Origin of the sequence: Thalassospira mesophila, assembly GCF_002115755.1 — a bacterium.
In the GTDB taxonomy this organism is placed as follows: Bacteria; Pseudomonadota; Alphaproteobacteria; order Rhodospirillales; family Thalassospiraceae; genus Thalassospira; species Thalassospira mesophila.
On the sequence record NZ_JFKA01000022.1, the window covers coordinates 1 to 15,174 of the forward strand.

12 protein-coding genes are annotated in these 15,174 nt (G+C 54.4%); 7 read left to right on the forward strand and 5 right to left on the reverse strand.

The genetic code is table 11. The annotated features are described in order from the left end of the window. Positions 1–299: 299 nt before the first annotated feature. From TMES_RS21540 to TMES_RS21550, 3 genes are read right to left on the reverse strand one after another with little or no spacing between them, the layout of a single operon-like run. Complete coding sequence (locus TMES_RS21540; protein ID WP_085586481.1) at positions 300–599, reverse strand: antibiotic biosynthesis monooxygenase; 300 nt, start codon at positions 597–599, stop codon at positions 300–302. 59 nt (positions 600–658) lie between these two features. Then, on the reverse strand, positions 659–2,224 hold the full coding sequence (lsrK, locus tag TMES_RS21545; RefSeq protein WP_085586483.1) for an autoinducer-2 kinase: 1,566 nt from the start codon (positions 2,222–2,224) through the stop codon (positions 659–661). 3 nt (positions 2,225–2,227) lie between these two features. Then, entirely contained in the window at positions 2,228–3,172 is a 945-nt protein-coding gene (locus tag TMES_RS21550) for a sugar-binding transcriptional regulator (protein WP_085586501.1), read from the reverse strand. 232 nt (positions 3,173–3,404) lie between these two features. Here TMES_RS21550 and lsrA point away from each other — a divergent pair, with 232 nt between their 5' ends. From lsrA to TMES_RS21585, 7 genes are all read left to right on the forward strand, one after another. Next, positions 3,405–4,916: an autoinducer 2 ABC transporter ATP-binding protein LsrA gene (gene lsrA / locus TMES_RS21555; protein WP_143589771.1), complete on the forward strand. Its 1,512-nt coding sequence runs from the start codon at positions 3,405–3,407 to the stop codon at positions 4,914–4,916. Then, the gene (lsrC, locus tag TMES_RS21560) at positions 4,909–5,961 is read left to right on the forward strand and encodes an autoinducer 2 ABC transporter permease LsrC (RefSeq protein ID WP_085586487.1); all 1,053 of its coding nucleotides are present in this window, start codon (positions 4,909–4,911) and stop codon (positions 5,959–5,961) included. The genes lsrA and lsrC overlap by 8 nt, the downstream gene beginning before the upstream one ends. Then, complete coding sequence (locus tag TMES_RS21565; protein WP_085586489.1) at positions 5,958–6,959, forward strand: ABC transporter permease subunit; 1,002 nt, start codon at positions 5,958–5,960, stop codon at positions 6,957–6,959. Before lsrC ends, TMES_RS21565 begins: the two co-directional genes overlap by 4 nt. An 11-nt stretch (positions 6,960–6,970) precedes the next feature. Beyond that, entirely contained in the window at positions 6,971–7,999 is a 1,029-nt protein-coding gene (lsrB, locus tag TMES_RS21570) for an autoinducer 2 ABC transporter substrate-binding protein LsrB (RefSeq protein WP_085586491.1), read from the forward strand. A 106-nt stretch (positions 8,000–8,105) separates the two neighbouring features. Then, positions 8,106–9,353, forward strand: coding sequence for a class II aldolase (locus tag TMES_RS21575; RefSeq protein WP_085586493.1), 1,248 nt, complete (start codon positions 8,106–8,108; stop codon positions 9,351–9,353). 521 nt (positions 9,354–9,874) lie between these two features. Further along, positions 9,875–11,026, forward strand: a complete 1,152-nt coding sequence (locus tag TMES_RS21580; protein WP_085586495.1) for a tetratricopeptide repeat protein — start codon at positions 9,875–9,877, stop codon at positions 11,024–11,026. Further along, the gene (locus TMES_RS21585; protein ID WP_143589772.1) at positions 11,023–11,892 is read left to right on the forward strand and encodes an alpha/beta fold hydrolase; all 870 of its coding nucleotides are present in this window, start codon (positions 11,023–11,025) and stop codon (positions 11,890–11,892) included. The genes TMES_RS21580 and TMES_RS21585 overlap by 4 nt, the downstream gene beginning before the upstream one ends. Before the next feature lie 37 nt (positions 11,893–11,929). On the opposite strand, the gene TMES_RS21590 is transcribed toward TMES_RS21585, so the two are convergent. Further along, positions 11,930–14,056: a tetratricopeptide repeat-containing sulfotransferase family protein gene (locus tag TMES_RS21590; protein WP_085586497.1), complete on the reverse strand. Its 2,127-nt coding sequence runs from the start codon at positions 14,054–14,056 to the stop codon at positions 11,930–11,932. Between the two features lie 257 nt (positions 14,057–14,313). Beyond that, the coding region (locus TMES_RS21595) for an autotransporter outer membrane beta-barrel domain-containing protein (RefSeq protein WP_085586499.1) at positions 14,314–15,174 on the reverse strand (861 nt) is incomplete at its 5' end.

Sequence of the window (15,174 nt, forward strand, 5' to 3'; positions counted from 1 at the left end):
GAAAAAATCACGTTTGTGGCGTTTTTTCTTAAAAACCGCAGAAAACCGGGAGTGGGAAAAACAGGGCCCGTCGACGAACCAGCAACTCGCGCCGCCGATGCTGCCTTTTAACGTTAATAGGATTTGAGCAAAGCAACCTGACCGCACCACGGCCACCGGCAAAGCATCACAAACAACCCGCTTCAGGGGTAATCGTTAACAACCAGGCACAATGCGATGGCAAACAGGTCGCTGAAACGACAAAAGCCCCTGCCACAAACGGCAGAGGCTTTTGATATGGGGAGCGCCACGCGAAGCGATCACATATATTCGGCCATAACGGCCTCATAGAAGGTTTTGGTGCGCGGGCCATTGATGATGGGGTCAATGCGGCGCACGCATTCTTTATAATGTGGTGTTTCGCGATGCACATCGAGTGCGGCATTGTCGCGAAACACTTCATAGATGGTGAATTTATGAGGATCTTCGGGATTGCGCAGCACATCGAAACGCAAATTGCCTTCTTCGGAGCGAGTCCCGTCATAGTTAATCCGGAAGGCTTCGACAAATTCATCGATGTGGCCTTCTTTAACGTCGATATGAACCATTTGTACGAGCATGGTTTTTCCTGTGGTTATGACTATTACTAAAAGTACGAAAAATAACGGAACGTTTGAATCTAGAGCCCGGGCGCCTTCCACATTGACGTGGTGACACCCTGATCGACCAGCGACAGCTGGGCGGCATAGGCTTTCGCCCAACGTTCACCAAGGGCGTCATAGTCCTGTTTGAGTGCAGGATCAGGCTCGAACGCCCCATCCCAGACCACCCATTCACGGCCAAGCCCGGCCAGATCATGGTGAAGCCCGCCGCCAACGGCGGCAGCGGCAGCACAGCCCAGAGCCGTTGCCTCTTTTACCTTGGGCGTTTTCACAGGCAGACCGGTCACATCGGCCAGCATTTGCGCCCAGTGCGGGCTTTTGGCCGCACCGGCAGCAAAAACGATATGGTCGGGGGTTTGACCTGAGAGATTAAAGATCGAATGCAGGTTGCGGGCAGCGACGATACAGGCATTTTCCTGCAAGGCGCGAAACAGGACAGCCTTGCCCGATTTTGCAGGATCGAGGCTAAGATTAAGAAACGACGGTGCGGCGTGATACCAGGCGCCATAACGCATCACATCGGAAAAGACGGGAATGACACCATAGGCACCAAGCGGCACCGAAGCGGATTTTTGTTCCAGCAAGGTGTAGGCTAGCCCGGGATCGCTGACCTGTGCCAGTTCTTCCTGACCGAAGGTATCGCGAAACCAGCGCATGACGGCACCAACAAAAAAGCTGATGGCTTCGGCCTGGTTAAGCCCGGTAATAACATGCGGGTTGATCCGCACATTCATCTCCGGATCAATAAGGGCGGAATCGACATTAACGATCTGCTGCCAGAACGTCCCGCCCATCACTGCGCAATCGCCAATACCGGTAACCCCAAGGCCAACCGTGCCCATCTGGCAATCCCCGCCGCCGACAACAACGCTCACATCCGTTGACAAGCCGGTTTCAGCACTGGCCTTATGCGTGACAGAACCAACAGCCGTGCCGGTTTCGCAGGATTTGGGGAAAATATCGTCGCGCAGACCAAGCCGCGACATGGCCGATGGCAGCCAGTCGCGTTCGCGCAGGCCAAAGATGCCTGTGGTTCCGGCGTTAGAAGGATCAGATACAATCACCCCGGACAGGCGGGCAACAACCCAGTCTGACAACATACAGATTTTGTCGACCCGATCATAAATGTCGGGCATCTGCTGTTTTAACCATAACAGCCGTGGTAAAGCGCCCAGCGCAAAGGTTTGTCCGGTTTGACGGTAAAGATCCTGTTCGACACCTGGAAAATCGTGTTTGAGCTGACGCACCTGATCAACCGCGCGCCCGTCAACATTGGCACAGGCCCAGATTTCAGTGCCGTCACGGTCAAAAGCGACAAAGGCCTCACGCATGCTGGTGGCGCTAACAGCGGCAATGTCGGCACCGGTTATCCCGGCCTGATCAAGCGCACCTTTAATACAGTCGCACAAAAGGGCCCAGTTGCCTTCAACATCAAAATCCATCGAGCCAGGGAAACGCGGGTCGGTTTTATGCCACCATTCGCGCTGGGTCGCGCCCAGTTGCTGCCCGTCGCGGTTAAACACCACGGCCCGGCCACTGCCGGTTCCGGCATCGATGGCCAAAAGATAATCGCCTTTTGCCATGTTCTAGTTTTCCTCCAACAGTTTTTCGGCTGTCTTTTCATCCGTGATCAGGATGTCGACATATTTTCCTTTAAGGGCCGATTGAATGGCGCGGACTTTGGACAGCCCGCCTGCGGCTGCAATAACGTTTTGCGAACTCGACAGGGCATCTAACCGCGCCCCGACCACACGCTGATGCAATGGCAGGTCAAGGGCCGCGCCATTTTCATCAAAGAACTGGCACAAAATATCGCCAACCGCCCCCTTGCGGCGCAATGGTTCGACCTCGCCCGGGGTGATATAGCCACTGCGCACCACGGTGGAATCGGCATTCAATTCGCCAATCCCAACCAGTTGATAAGCCGCGTTAAGGGCCATCTCCAGCACAACGGCAATACCTGGCTCCGCCATCAGGGCCGAGGCAACATGTTGATCGGAAACCACAAGCGGGGCTGGCACCAGATGAACGCTGCTGCCCCAATTGGCCGTCCGCATACCATCAACATAGGTGGCAACACCGCCAGTCAGACTGACCAGCGACACATTGCGTTCATTGGCCATATGACCCAGCCGCTGAATGGTATGGCTGACCGTTGCGCCCCAACCCACGGCCAGAAGGTCATCGGGACGCAGACGTTGCATCAAAAACTGTGCCGCGGCCTGCCCCAGTCGCTCGCTCAGATCGCCCCCTTCAAGATCGGGAATCACCCGGACCTCGCGCAGGCCCCAGCGGCTTTGGAGGCGCTGCTCATATTCCAGACAGCCCTGATGACGAGAATTGATCCGCACCTGTATGATCCCGGTGCGCCGCCCGCTTTCAAGCAAACGCGAGACCTTGATACGGGAAAGCCCCAGTTTTTCACCAATCTCGCCCTGGGTCAGACCATCATTATAATAATAGTATGCGATACGGGTGAGGGTTTCCTCTTCCGCATCCGCATAGCTCCAGTCAGTATTATCTGACACCATCAACGCCATCCCAGCTTCGTGTTTGTTGTTCAAATGATTATTGATTAAACAACTGATCACGTCAACCATTCCGATTTCAGAAATTCTAACAACCGTGTATTTGGCAATATACCGCTAAAAATAACGATAAATACCGCAGCGCACAATAATATTGACTCATAAATCAGGTTGACGATAATTCTTCAATATGATCACATGTTTCAAATAAGAACAAATGAACAGGTTACCAGGGATGGAACGTAACATTAACGACGCCACAGCCGTTCGCGTTAACGACATATGGAAATCATATGGCGGAACGTCGGTTTTAAAGGGAGTTGATATCACCCTGCTGCCTGGACAGGTTCACGCCTTGCTGGGCGGAAACGGGGCGGGCAAATCGACACTGATGAAATCGATTGCCGGTCTGGTTAACCCGGAATCGGGCAGTATCGAGATCAACGGGCAAACCCTGAGCAATGCATCACCGGCAGCAGCACAGGCGTTGGGGCTGTATCTTGTGCCGCAAGAAGCGCACATATTACCCAATCAGTCGGTGCTGGAAAACATATGCCTTGGGTTGCGCGCCACGGCAAAATCGTTGCGCGGGGATATTGAAAATCTGGTCGCCGATCTGGCCGTGAAGCTGGACCTTGATGCCCAGGCGGCAACCCTTGAAATTGCCGACCGGCAGATTGTTGAAATTTTGCGGGGTCTGATCCGCAAGGCGCGGGTTCTGATTTTAGACGAGCCGACATCGGCCCTGACCCCGCACGAGGCCAACGCCCTGTTTGACCGGGTGCGGCAGCTTCAGGCCCAAGGTGTGGGCATTTTCTTTATTTCGCACAAGTTGCGCGAAATTCGCGAGATTTGCGACGTTATTAGTGTGCTGCGCGATGGTGCCATTGTTCTTTACGGGGCCCTGGATGACTATGACGACCAGCAAATTGTTGAGGCAATGACCAAAGCTGCCGTCAACAGCCCGCTTACAACCCCGCAACGCCGCCAGAACCACCAAGACTTCTCGGCCAGCGCGTGCGTGTTGGAGCTTGACCAGTTTAGCGGCGAAGGATTTCACGATATTTCATTTGATGTCCGGGCGGGCGAAATTGTGGGCCTTGCCGGTGTTGTGGGTGCCGGGCGGTCGGAACTTGCTGAAACCCTGTTTGGCTTGCGCCCGTCAAGTGGCGGCACGGTCCGGCTTTTAGGGCATGAATTGAAGAAACGGACGCCGCGTCATTGTGTCGATGCCGGGCTGGTTTATCTGCCCGAAGATCGCCAGCAAAACGGCCTGTTTTTAGAGGCATCGCTGGCGTGGAATATGTCAGGCTATACCATGCACCGGCTGGGGTTTTTCCCGAAATCACGCCGCGAGACCGGCGAATTTGCCGAATTTCGCGAAGCACTGGGCATAAAATGCGAAAGCCCCGGGCAACCTGCGGGGCGACTGTCGGGGGGCAACCAGCAAAAAGTATTGCTGGCAAAATGCCTGGCGGCAAACCCGCGCGTGCTGATCCTTGACGAGCCGACACGCGGGGTTGATGTGGCGGCGCGCAACGATATTTACCGCCTGATCCATCAACTGGCCGAAAAAGGCATGGGCGTTTTGCTGATTTCATCGGATTTTGACGAAATTGAGCAGCTTGCCGACCGCGTTATTGTGATGGCGCACGGCCACCAGTGCGGCGAACTTTCCAGCCACGCCATCAATGTTGATGCCATCGCCCATTTGGCCTTTGAATCCGGAGCGGCAAGCCATGCTTGATTTTTTTGCCCGCAACCGCGTTGCGACCCTTTTTGGCGTGACGGTCCTTGCCTTTATCCTGATCGGGATCGCCGCCCCTGGCTACCTGTCGCTGTCCACAGCATCTGTGATCATGTCCAACAGTCTGGTTTTAATGACTGTGGGACTGGGCACGATGCTGGTGATTTTAACCCGCAATATTGATGTTTCAAGCGGATCGGTGCTGGGATTAAGTGCGGTTGTCCTTGGCTTGTTGCTAAATAACGATGTCGGGCTGGTTCCGGCCATTGTTATTTGCCTGATTTGCGGGGCCTTGGCCGGGCTGTTTAATGGCCTGCTGGTAACCCTTTTTAATGTGCCATCAATCATTGCGACACTGGGCACACTGGGCCTGTTTCGCGGCATCATGCTGATCCTGACCGGCGGCAAATGGATTGAGGAACTACCCCAATCGCTTAAATTTCTGGCCGAAAACGGCAGCATCGGTATATCGGTGCTGACGGTTGCCGTGGCGATTGCCCTTGCCGGGGTTTGGGCCATTACCCGCCACACCCGGTTTGGCCGCTATTTTTATGCCGTGGGCGATAACCGCGAAGCCGCACGGCATTTGGGCATCCGGGTGCATCTGGTGCAAATCAGTGCCTTTGTTGCTGCGGGCATTCTTGCCGCCCTTGCCGGCATCATTTTTGCCGCACAAATCGGTTTTATCCCCAATCAGGCTGGCAATGGTGTGGAATTAAAAGCCATTGCCGCCAATGTTTTAGGCGGGGTTAGCCTGCTGGGTGGCAGCGGATCGGTGCCGGGTGTTTTTGTTGGTGTTATTTTCATGACATCGATCGACAGCGCGTTGGTGTTTCTGAAAATCCCGGCTTTCTGGAACGATTTTATTGCCGGTGCCGTGCTGCTTTTGGTGCTGTTGCTTGATGGCCGCGTGCGCATTGCTGTTGAAAAGGCCATCCGCGCCAAACGTTACGCCGTCCATGCCCCCGCGCAAACGTCCAATGCCACACCCGCGCCCCACACCATGCGCAAAACACCCGCCACCCCGCAGGAGAACGCACAATGAAACGTATTTTTCTGCGCTGGGAAATGGCGCTGTTTGCCATGCTGGTGGCCGAGTTTGCCATTTTTGGCGTCCTTAATCCCCGGTTTTTAAACCTGTCCAATCTGCTGTACAGCACCAGCGATTTTGCCCAGATCGGCATTGTCGCGCTGCCATTAACCATCGTAATTATCGCGGGTGGCATTGATGTATCGTTTGCCTCGACCATTGGTCTGTGCGCCATCGTCTTTGGCATCGCCAATTTCTTTGGCTGGCCGTTGCCGGTTTGCATTGTTGCCGCCCTTGGCGCAGGTGCCCTGGCCGGGTTGTTTAATGCCAGCATGATCCATCTGTCGCGCATTCAGCCTTTGGTCGTCACACTGGGCAGCCTTTATTTATTTAGCGGGGCCGCCACGGTTCTTTCCGGTGTGGTTGGTGCAGGCGGATATGAAGGTATCGGCAATTTTCCCGACAGCTTCACCGGCTTTGCCTATCTCGAAGTCGCCAGTCTGCCAGCACCGTTTGTGGTGTTGCTGGTTGAGGCGGTTATCCTGTTTGTGATCCTGCATTATTCACGCTTTGGCCGGGCAGTATTTTTATGCGGGCTTAGCGAACATGCCGCACGCTATAGCGGCCTGCCCATTCGCACCGTTCAGACCATTACCTATGTCATGACCGGCATTTTTGCCGGTGTGGCAGGGCTGGTTTTGTCGGCCTATTTCGGGTCGGCACGGGTTGATCTGGGCACGGCAACATTGCTGCCCGCCATAACCGCCGCCGTTTTGGGCGGGGCATCTATTTATGGCGGACAAGGATCTATTATCGGCACCCTTTTGGCCACACTGGTCATTGGTTATTTGCAGCAAGGCCTGCAAATGAGCGGGGTTCCCAGTCAGATTTCCAGCGCGCTCTCAGGTGCGTTGCTGGTGGTTGCGGTAGCATTGCGCCACGGAAGCGCAGTGCTTACCAGCTTTGTAGCTGCGCGAATAATGGCGACGAACCGGAAACGCGCAGCATCGTGAGGAGGAACGACATGTTTGGACGTCACTTTAAATGGACTATCGCAGCTGCGGTTACGGGCTCAATCCTTGCCGCCGCATCGCCTGCCCTTGCTGAAAACCAGATTGCTTTTATTCCCAAACTGGTGGGCGTTGGCTTTTTCACCAGCGGCGGCAACGGCGCGTTGCAGGCTGGCAAGGAACTGAACGAAAAAGTCACCTATGACGGCCCGACCGAACCAAGTGTGTCCGGCCAGGTTCAGTTTGTGAACAACTTTGTCAATCAGGGATACAATGCCCTGATCCTGTCATCGGTTTCGCCCGATGGTTTATGCCCGGCCCTGAAACGCGCCATGAAGCGCGATGTGCTGGTCATGACCTGGGACAGTGATGTTAAGCCGGAATGCCGCAGCTATTACGTCAATCAGGGCACCCCGGAACAGCTGGGCAGCCTTTTGGTCGACATGGCCAATGACGGCATTAAAAAAGAAAAAGCCAAGGTTGCCTTTTTCTATTCCAGCCCGACCGTGACCGACCAGAACGCCTGGGCCAATGCCGCAAAAGCGAAAATTGCCAAGGAACATCCGGGCTGGGAAATTGTCACCACCCAGTATGGTTACAATGATGCGCAAAAATCGCTTCAAACTGCCGAAAGCATCCTGAAAGCGTATCCTGACCTTGATGCAATTATCGCACCCGATGCAAATGCCCTTCCGGCATCGGCACAGGCGGCTGAAAACCTGGACCGTGCAGGCAAGGTTGCCATTGTTGGCTTTAGCACCCCGAATGTGATGCGCCCCTATGTCAAACGCGGCACGGTTGAGCGTTTTGGCCTGTGGGATGTTACCCAGCAGGGTAAAATCGCGGTTTATGTTGCCGACCATGTGCTGAAAAACGGTCCGATGAATGTTGGCGACAAGCTCGACATTCCCGGCATCGGCACGGTGGAAGTCTCACCGAACAGTGTTCAGGGTTATGACTATGAAGCAAAAGGCAACGGCATCATTTTGTTGCCCAAGCGTACCGTCTTCACCAAAGACAATATCGACGATTTTGATTTCTGATTTTTGATTTCAGAAATCACGGTGCGACACCGCCCTCCCTCGGTGTCGCGCCACCCCCTATTTGTTTATCAGTTTTATTTTGCATTCAAATTGACGGAAACGGCCCATGAAAAACCTTTGGAACGATCAGGACGCCCAATCTTATATTGATCAGGCTGTGAAACAGGGCCAACCCGCCGACCTTGGCCTTCGGGTTTATACCTCGCGGATTATTGGCCAGGTGCCCGATCTGGTTTTGCATGGCGGCGGAAATACATCTGTCAAAATCACACAGGATGATGGCACCCGGATCATTCATGTCAAAGGCAGCGGCTGGGACCTTGAAACAATCGAGGCCCCGGGTTTGCCCGCCGTCTATTTACAGCCGCTTTATGATGCCCGCCACACCGGCAAACTGACCGACCCTGAAATGGTTGCACTGCTGCGCCGCAATTTGCTGGATGCCGATGCGCCCAACCCGTCGGTCGAGGCATTATTACATGCGTACCTGCCCGACACATTTGTTGATCATACCCATTCAACCGCCGTGCTGGTTCTGGCCGATCAGGACAATTCCGAACAGATCATGCGCGAGATCTATGGCGACCGGCTGGCCTTTTTGCCCTATGTGATGCCGGGTTATGATTTGTCCATCGCCGGGGCCGACCTGTTTGACCAGTTCCCCGATTGCCAGGGGTTGTGGCTTAAAAACCACGGCTTGTTTACCTTTGGGGCGACGGCAAAAGAATCGTATGATCGCATGATTGATTTTGTGACCGAGGCCGAAGATTACATTACCGCCAAGGGCATTGCCCTGCCCGGCCCCGAAATTTCGAATAACACCCTGGCCCCGGCACTTGAAACCCGGCTGGCGGCAGCCCTGCAAAAAGGGGCGTCACCGTTTGCCGCCACCATTACACTGGATTTTCGCAGCACGCCTTCGATCCGGGCCTATCTGGAAAACCCGGAACTTGATGTCATCGCCATGCGCGGCACAGCGACGCCAGACCATGTTATCCGACTTAAACCGTTTCCCATGATAATTGATGCCGATGCGGACGAGCGTACCATTTTGGCCGCAATTGATGATTATCAGAGAAAATATAGTGCCTATTTCAATCGCAATGCGCCCAATGCCAGCGAACCGAAAGTGCAGCTGGACCCTTGGCCCCGTATTGTCATGATCAGAAATGTCGGATTGGTCGGCCTGGGCAAGGATGCAAAAGCCGCAGCCATTGCCGGTGATCTGGGTGAACAAACTGCCCGCATCATTAACGCTGCCGAGAAAATCGGCACGTTCCAGCCAATCAACGAGGCTGATCTGTTTGATATGGAATATTGGTCACTTGAACAGGCAAAGCTGCAAAAGAAGTAATACCAGCTTTTTGATACAGCCCAGCCTTTTTCAGCCACCCGGCAAAAACCGCCTGTCGGGTGGCCTTTTTATGGGCAATATAGCAGTTCAAACGACATCAGGCGCCTGAGCGTTTTGCACTGCCCCGCAATGCCAATCGGGCCATCGGGCCTCGCGTTAAAGCAACTCAAGAATACACAGAACGACCATCTATTTAAAATTATTTATTGTTTTATATAAAAGAGTTAGATATCTAAAAACGAATATCGTAAAAACGTGCAAACGTAACCCGACGTCCACCCTCCTACGCCATCAGTTAAGGAAAAAGTTTGCGGACTTTTGCTTTAACCTTGCATTTGATGCATACGTTAAATGAAGCCGTCCGCCTTTTGCCCCTCGATTTAGCCCCGGAATAACGCACAACCGGGTTTAATGACAAAAAACAGCACTGCCTTTTGTCATGTTCCGGCGTAAACTCTGTGGTATCAAAGCGGTACAGAAAGCAACGCAATCATCCCATATTACGGCAAGGCCGCATCCCGATGACCAACATATCGCCCGCACAGGCCGAAGCCGAGGCCCGCACCGCACTGGCGGCAAATGATTTCGCCAAAGCCGAAACCCTGGCACGCGCCCTGCTGGCAAATGGCGGGCAGCTTGAGACCTGGCGGCTTCTGGTCGTCGCCTTGCGACGGCAAGGCAAGGTTAATGAGGCGCTGGAAATTCTTGATATGCTGGTTCAACACGCACCTGGCAATCTGGATCTGAGGTTCGATCTGTCGGAATTATTACTGTTGACGGGCGATTTCAAACGGGGCTGGCGGGAATATCAATATCGTTACAGCCTTAGTCACACCAAAATTCTTGATCGCAAGGTGCAAAAACCCCTGTGGGATGGACGGGTTATTCACGGCAAAACCTTGTTGATTCACGATGAACAAGGCTATGGCGACACGTTTCAGTTTTTGCGCATGGTGCCGTGGGCAAAGGAACGCAGCAAGGCAAAGATCATTCTGCAAATTCGCGAAGAACAGGAAGCTTTCGCCAAACGTATGCCCGGCATCGACCATATTGTTCGCCAGGGTGAGCTTCCGCCAGCCTTTGACATGCATTGCCAAATGATGACCCTGCCTGAAGTCACGGATTTGACGCTGGCCGATCTCCCCGGCCCCATGCCCTATCTTACGGCAGACCCCAGACGCGTTCGCAAATGGCAAAAACGACTGAAAAACCTGCCCCGCCCGCTGGTTGCGCTGGTTTGGGCCGGGCGACCCACCCATTTTAACGATGCCGAACGGTCAATGTCGCTTGAAAAACTGGCCCCGCTTGCCATGGACGGCGTTACATTTTTATCGGTGCAAAAGGGCGACCGCGCGAACGATGCCACCACCCCGCCACCGGGCATGAACCTGATCAATCTTAGCCCCGAAATATCGGATTTCGAGGATACAGCCGCAATTTTCACCCTTATCGACCTGCTTGTATCAGTCGATAGTTCGCCAGTCCATCTGGCGGGCGCACTGGGGTTACCAACCTGGGTGATGTTGCCCTTTGTGCCCGATTGGCGCTGGCTGCTTAATCGCGACGATTCACCTTGGTATCCAACGGCAAAACTGTTTCGCCAGCCCTCCTTTGGCGACTGGCCTGCCGTTGTACAAAACATGGCCCGTGAACTGGCGAAACTTCGCCCATGAAACACGCACGACTTATTGTTCTGTTATCGTCATTGTTAATGCTTGCCGCCTGTAGCCACGGCGCGCACCGCGATGCCCTGCGTGACCAGCTGGTTGCCAATGCCGGGTGGTCATCGGCCATTGTTTCGGCAAACCAGTTCGATGTTGCCGCCTCGTGGAAAACCCCGGTGCCTGGCCAAGGCAAAACCCACCCCAAAACCCTGTTTGTCTATCTTGAAGGCGACGGATTGGCCTATATCCGCCCTAACAGGGCCTCAAACAACCCGACCCCCGATGACCCGGTTGGCCTGCGCATGGCCATCGCCGATCCGCATTCTGGCCCGGTTTTATATCTTGCCCGGCCCTGCCAGTATGTCATTCCCGATCACGGTCGCAATTGCGCCCGCCCCTATTGGACGCTGCAACGCTATGCCCCGGAAATTGTTGATAGCCTCGGCACAACGCTAGATATATTCAAAACCAGACTGGCCGCCGAAAACCTTGTTCTTGTCGGATATTCCGGGGGCGGGGCGCTGGCGGTGATATTGGCAGCACAGCGCCATGATGTTGTTGGCATTGTTACGGTTGCGGGCAACCTTGATACGAGCTATTGGACCGGGCGGGATAAATTGTCCCCCCTTGCCGGGTCCCTCGACCCTGCCGATTTTGCCACCAAACTGGGTAATTTACCCCAGGTTCACTTTGCGGGCGCAAACGATACCACCGTCGGCCCCGATGTCACCCGCGCTTTCATGGCGCGTCTGCCAAAGAACACGCCCGTTTCAGCAATAACCGTTCCCGACTTCACACATTTTTGCTGTTGGGCCAGGGACTGGAACCAGCTAAGCCGCCGAACGGAACTAAGCGCCATTCCCGGCTGGCAATAACCCTGACCGTTCCGCAATAAACGGCGGGCAAACTCCGCTAACCATCGATGCCCAGTGCATCTAACAACGGCTTTAGCTGTTTGGCATAAGGTTTCCAACGCCCCACCGACGTTTTATACAAAGGTTGTCGCACCTGATTAACGCTGGCGGTGCGGACGGGACGCCGCGATTGATGAAACGCCAGGCACGCATCATGCCATGGAACGCCGATAAAATCGGTCAAGCGCCGAGCCTCTGCTTCGCAATTGGCAACAACCGCCTCGTAATCAACCTCGATAAAACGGTCCGCAGGCAAAATGTCGCGCCAGTGCGCCATCAAGTCGCGATACCCCAAATAAAACTGACCCAGTTCCGCCAGGTCATAGGCAAAGGACTGTTCCGCGCCAAACAGCTTGCTATAGCACGACAGGCAGGTATCAACCGGGTCGCGCCTGCAATGAATGATGCGGGCATTGGGGAACATTGCATGTATCCAGCCAAGATGTAAAAAATTGGCGGGCATTTTATCCACGATATGGCATTTCCCTTCGGCCATTGGCGTAACCGACGCCAGATATTGCGCCGCCATCCGGGCCAGATCGTCCGTTTCTGTACTGTTACCCGCCAACCCCGCCGGGACAGTGTTTTCAACAAGGCTACTGATATGGCGCAATTCGCCCGCCGGATAAATATTGGGATGCGCGCCAAGGATCTGCTCAATCAGGGTTGTGCCCGACCGCGGCATGCCGACCACAAAAACCGGCATGTCTGACGAATTCCCCAACCCGGCACGATCATTGATCCATTGTTGCGAAAAGCGGCTGGCAAGCGATTGCAACCACACCCGGGTTTGCGCCCCGTCATACGCAAATGTTTCGCGTTTTAATGTGTTGCCTTCCCCAAGATAGCGAAAGGCGTTTTCCCCGTCGCCAACATCCAGAAACGCTTTTCCCAATGAAAAACAAAGTGCCACCCGGTCAAAAAGACCAAGCTCCATGCTTTTTTGCGCATAAAGGTTTTTCAGCGTTTCCAGATCAGGATCATCCACACTGAATTTTTTAATATCGGCCAACTGTCCCCAAGCGGCGATATTTTCCGGCTGATCTGTGACAACTTCCGTCAAAATCGCAATCGCGGCAGGTTTATCATTTTGGGCAGCATGCATTTCGGCCAAATTAACCCGCGCGCTGTTGCGCTCCAGCCCCGGCAAGGCCTGTGCACGGGCAAAAGATTTTTTCGCATCCTCAAACAGGTTCAGGGCCTGCTGGGTTTTGCCCAATATATTGTGGGCACTGGCACTTTCCGGCGCAAACTTTACCGCCGCGCGCGCCGCCTTCAATGCGCCGTCAAACTCACCTTGGCGATGCAATACCGTCGCGCGCGCCGCCAGCGCCGATGGATGTTCCGGCGCAAACCGGGACAAGGCATCAAGACGCTGCATGGCGCGATCAAACTGCTGGCATTCAATGGCAATTTCCGCAAGGTTAAGATACGCCGTCACCAGTTGGGGGTTAATCTCGATGGCGCGCAGGGCATATGTCTCTGCCGCGTCAAACTTGCCCTGCTTCATCAAAAGATTTGCCAGGTTGCTGTTGGCCTCGGCATATCGGGGATGAAGCTCCAGCGCCCTTTCATAAAAGCGTTGAGCCTCGTCAAAATTCGCTGTTAACAACAAGGTATTGGCCAGATTATTACAGGCTTCCGGGTTCTCCGGCTCCAGGGCGACCACGCGGCGCAGGCAGGTTATGCCTTCGTCAAGTTTGCCAGATTCTTGTAAAATAATCCCCAGATTATTCCATGCACCAACCATGTCCGGCGCGCGTTCCACTGCAATTCGGCCAGCCTTTTCGGCCTCGCCCAATAATCTGTTTTGCCGGCACATTTCTGCATAATTGCTAAAATATCCCCCCGGCGAATAGGAAAAGCCGCAAGCTTGCCGCATGTAATCCAGCGCCATGTCAATCTTGTCATAAGCATGTGCAATCAGGCCCAGCAAATGAAGACATTCAATCTGCGCGGGCGACACTGCCAACACCCGACGGGCAAAATCCTCGGCCTGCTGGGCTTGCCCGGCATTCCAGTGCGCATAGGCGCGTTCAATTGCCTGTGGAATGGTCAGATCACCCGATGCACCATTTGACGCAGACGATTTTGCTGTGGCTTTTGTTTTTGTTCGTTTCGTCATCGGGCAACCTTGCGCTGGAATATATGTAAAAATGTCATCACCGCTCGGCGAAACGGTAAACGGCTATCGAGCAACCCGCCAAATGCACCTTGAAACAGATATTGCCCGATTACACTCTCAAATGCACCCTGCTGCATATCATCATGGATCACACACACCCATAAAATGACACACGACCGACAGGGGCATCGCATTCTATATCAAAAACAAAAACGGCGGCCCAAACCCGGACCGCCGTTTTGTTAAATCAGACGCCCCTAGAAATCCCAGGCAGCACGTACCGTCCCGGTCTGGCTTTGATAGCCCGAGCGCAATTCGCCGTCATATTCAACCCGCAAACGCGCACCATCCAACGTATCCAGCCCGACCGCAACACCGATCCGTGCGCCATCGGACGGCAACCGTTCGCTTTGCACCGAAAAGGCTGTGCCGCCGATCTGGCCCGTCATATCAATCGCACTGCTGGTATAATCATGCAGCCAAGCGGCCGAAACTTCCGGTGAAACCGTGCCAAGGCCAGTGTCAAACTGCCATGCCGCCTTCGCCCCGATTTCCTGGGTCACACTGTCGGTATTCAGGCTATCGACCGAGTTATTGGCCGATCCCGCCCCGGTTTCGTCATAAGATTGATTATGCGCATGGATCCAGCGCAAACCGGCAAACGGCGTTAAGGTTGTGCGCTCGCCAAGGCTAAAATCATAGCCGACCCGGCTGCTGGCCGAATATTGCTGGCCGTCATAATCCGCACTGGCTGTACTGCCCAAAAAGCTGATCTGGCGTTTCTGGTCAAAATGGTTCCAGCCCGCCCCGACCTGACCATCCACCGTCAAACGGTTCTGGCGCCAGCTGCCATACAGGGTCAGTTGATAACTGTCGATCTTGTTCGATGACCCGCTCGAATCATTGCTGCCATCGGTCCAGCTGCGCAACCAGCTCAGCGCCGCACCGGCCAAAAGATCGGGGGTGACGAAATGATCAAACCCGCTGGTTAACCCGAAGCTTTTGCTGCTAAAGCCATCCTGATCCGAACTGCCTTCCAGATGTGCTGATCCGCCCAGAACCTGACCCCAAAGTGTGCTGTATTTGGTGTCGCCCCCGGCGGCGGCACCGGTGGTGCC

What these genes read in the sequence shown, in the direction of transcription:
- TMES_RS21540 (WP_085586481.1), bottom strand. Translation starts at nt 599, where the DNA reads ATGCTCGTACAAATGGTTCATATCGACGTTAAAGAAGGCCACATCGAT.
- TMES_RS21550 (WP_085586501.1), bottom strand. Translation starts at nt 3,172, where the DNA reads ATGGTGTCAGATAATACTGACTGGAGCTATGCGGATGCGGAAGAGGAA.
- TMES_RS21565 (WP_085586489.1), top strand. Translation starts at nt 5,958, where the DNA reads ATGAAACGTATTTTTCTGCGCTGGGAAATGGCGCTGTTTGCCATGCTG.
- TMES_RS21580 (WP_085586495.1), top strand. Translation starts at nt 9,875, where the DNA reads ATGACCAACATATCGCCCGCACAGGCCGAAGCCGAGGCCCGCACCGCA.
- lsrC (WP_085586487.1), top strand. Translation starts at nt 4,909, where the DNA reads ATGCTTGATTTTTTTGCCCGCAACCGCGTTGCGACCCTTTTTGGCGTG.
- lsrB (WP_085586491.1), top strand. Translation starts at nt 6,971, where the DNA reads ATGTTTGGACGTCACTTTAAATGGACTATCGCAGCTGCGGTTACGGGC.
- lsrA (WP_143589771.1), top strand. Translation starts at nt 3,405, where the DNA reads ATGGAACGTAACATTAACGACGCCACAGCCGTTCGCGTTAACGACATA.
- lsrK (WP_085586483.1), bottom strand. Translation starts at nt 2,224, where the DNA reads ATGGCAAAAGGCGATTATCTTTTGGCCATCGATGCCGGAACCGGCAGT.
- TMES_RS21575 (WP_085586493.1), top strand. Translation starts at nt 8,106, where the DNA reads ATGAAAAACCTTTGGAACGATCAGGACGCCCAATCTTATATTGATCAG.
- TMES_RS21590 (WP_085586497.1), bottom strand. Translation starts at nt 14,056, where the DNA reads ATGACGAAACGAACAAAAACAAAAGCCACAGCAAAATCGTCTGCGTCA.
- TMES_RS21585 (WP_143589772.1), top strand. Translation starts at nt 11,023, where the DNA reads ATGAAACACGCACGACTTATTGTTCTGTTATCGTCATTGTTAATGCTT.